The 1,481-nt window shown below is 77.2% G+C and carries 1 protein-coding gene; it reads left to right on the top strand.

Translation table 11 applies throughout. The features are described 5' to 3' along the window. Positions 1 to 194 precede the first annotated feature (194 nt). Positions 195 to 1,298, top strand: coding sequence for a mechanosensitive ion channel family protein (locus ACFV04_RS43720; RefSeq protein ID WP_380536654.1), 1,104 nt, complete (start codon positions 195 to 197; stop codon positions 1,296 to 1,298). Positions 1,299 to 1,481 lie beyond the last annotated feature (183 nt).

The raw sequence follows: 1,481 nt of genomic DNA, 5'->3' as shown, positions 1-1,481 counted from the left end.
CCCGTCCGCCGCCGCCCGTCCGCCGCCCGCCCGTCCGCCGCCGCCCGCCCGCCGTCCGGCCGGAGCCGGCAGGAATGGCCGCGCCGCGCCGGGACAGACGAGCAGGCGACACCGGGCCCGGCGGCGCTGCCCGTCCGGCCGCCCGGGACGCGGAGCCCGGCGGGAGAACCCGGGGCAGAAGGGAAGTACGGACGATGTGGTGGAGTCTGGTACGCCTGGCACTGGCGGGTGCCGTGGCGGTCCTCTTCGCGAACGGCCTGGACCGGATCGCACAGTTCGCGGTACGACGGCTGGCCGCCCGCAGGGGCAGCACCGGGGTGCCGCTGTTGGTGCGCCGGTGCCGGATGCCGATCCTGGCGCTGACGGCGTCCCTGCTCCTGCTCGGCGCCCTCCCGTGGGTCGCCGCGCCGCCCGCCGCCCGCGAGGGGCTGCGCCACCTGGCGGTGATCCTCGCCATCGCGGCCGGCGGCTGGCTGTGCGCCCGGGTGGTGGCCCTGCTGGTGGACAGCACCCTGCGGCTCGCCGTGCACCGCCGCGACCCGGCGTGGGCCGGGCGCGCCCGCACCCAGGCCGACCTGCTCGGCCGGATCGGCCAGGCGATCGTCGCCCTGGTGACGCTGGGCGCGGTCCTGATGACCTTCCCGGCGGTGCGCGGCATCGGCACGAGCCTGCTCGCCTCCGCCGGCCTGGTCGGCGTGGTGGCCGGTGTGGCGGCCCAGAGCACCCTCGCCAACGTCTTCGCGGGCGTCCAGATGGCCTTCGGCGACCTCGCCCGGATCGGCGACGTCGTCGTGGTGGGCGGCGAGTGGGGGACGGTGGAGGAGATCACCCTGACGGCCGTGGTGATCGAGACCTGGGACCAGCGGCGGCTGGTGATGCCGATGTCCTACTTCGTCGGCCGCCCCTTCGAGAACTGGTCCCGCCGCTCCAGCCGGATCACCGGCACCGCGCTGCTCCACCTCGACCACCACGCCCCGATCGCCCTGCTGCGGGAGGAGTTCGACGCGTTCCTGGCGAAGAACGGGCTGTGGGACGGCGAGGGCAGCGCCCTGCAGGTGGTCGACACCACCCCCACCACCATCGTGGTCCGGGTGCTGGCCACCGCGGCGAACGGCGCCGACGCCTTCGAACTGCGCTGCGAGCTGCGCGAGCACCTGGTCGGCTTCCTGCGCGACGAGCACCCGTACGCCCTGCCCCGCCTGCCGGTGGCGGACGCGCCCGGACGGCACCCGCGGGTCCCCGACCCCCGGGCCGCCGACGACGCGCCCCGCCCGCCCCAGGACCCGCCCCGGAGGTGACGCCGGGCTTGATCATCCGGCGTCACGTCGGCTGTACGGCTCGGGGTCTCCGGGCGGTCACGACCGGTACCGGGCGGTGGACCGCGTCCGCCTGGACACCCGTCCGATCACCGGCTGACCCCCGCCCGCCCCGCCCCCGCCCCCCCCGGGGCCCACCCCCGACCCCCCGGGCCGGGGGCAAAC

The organism is Kitasatospora sp. NPDC059599 (assembly GCF_042735125.1).
Classification (GTDB): Bacteria; Actinomycetota; Actinomycetes; order Streptomycetales; family Streptomycetaceae; genus Kitasatospora.
Note: the sequence above shows the minus strand (reverse complement) of the source record. Positions and strands in the feature narration are given on the sequence as shown.

Coding starts and splice junctions, on each gene's coding strand:
- ACFV04_RS43720 (WP_380536654.1), top strand. CDS start 195: ATGTGGTGGAGTCTGGTACGCCTGGCACTGGCGGGTGCCGTGGCGGTC.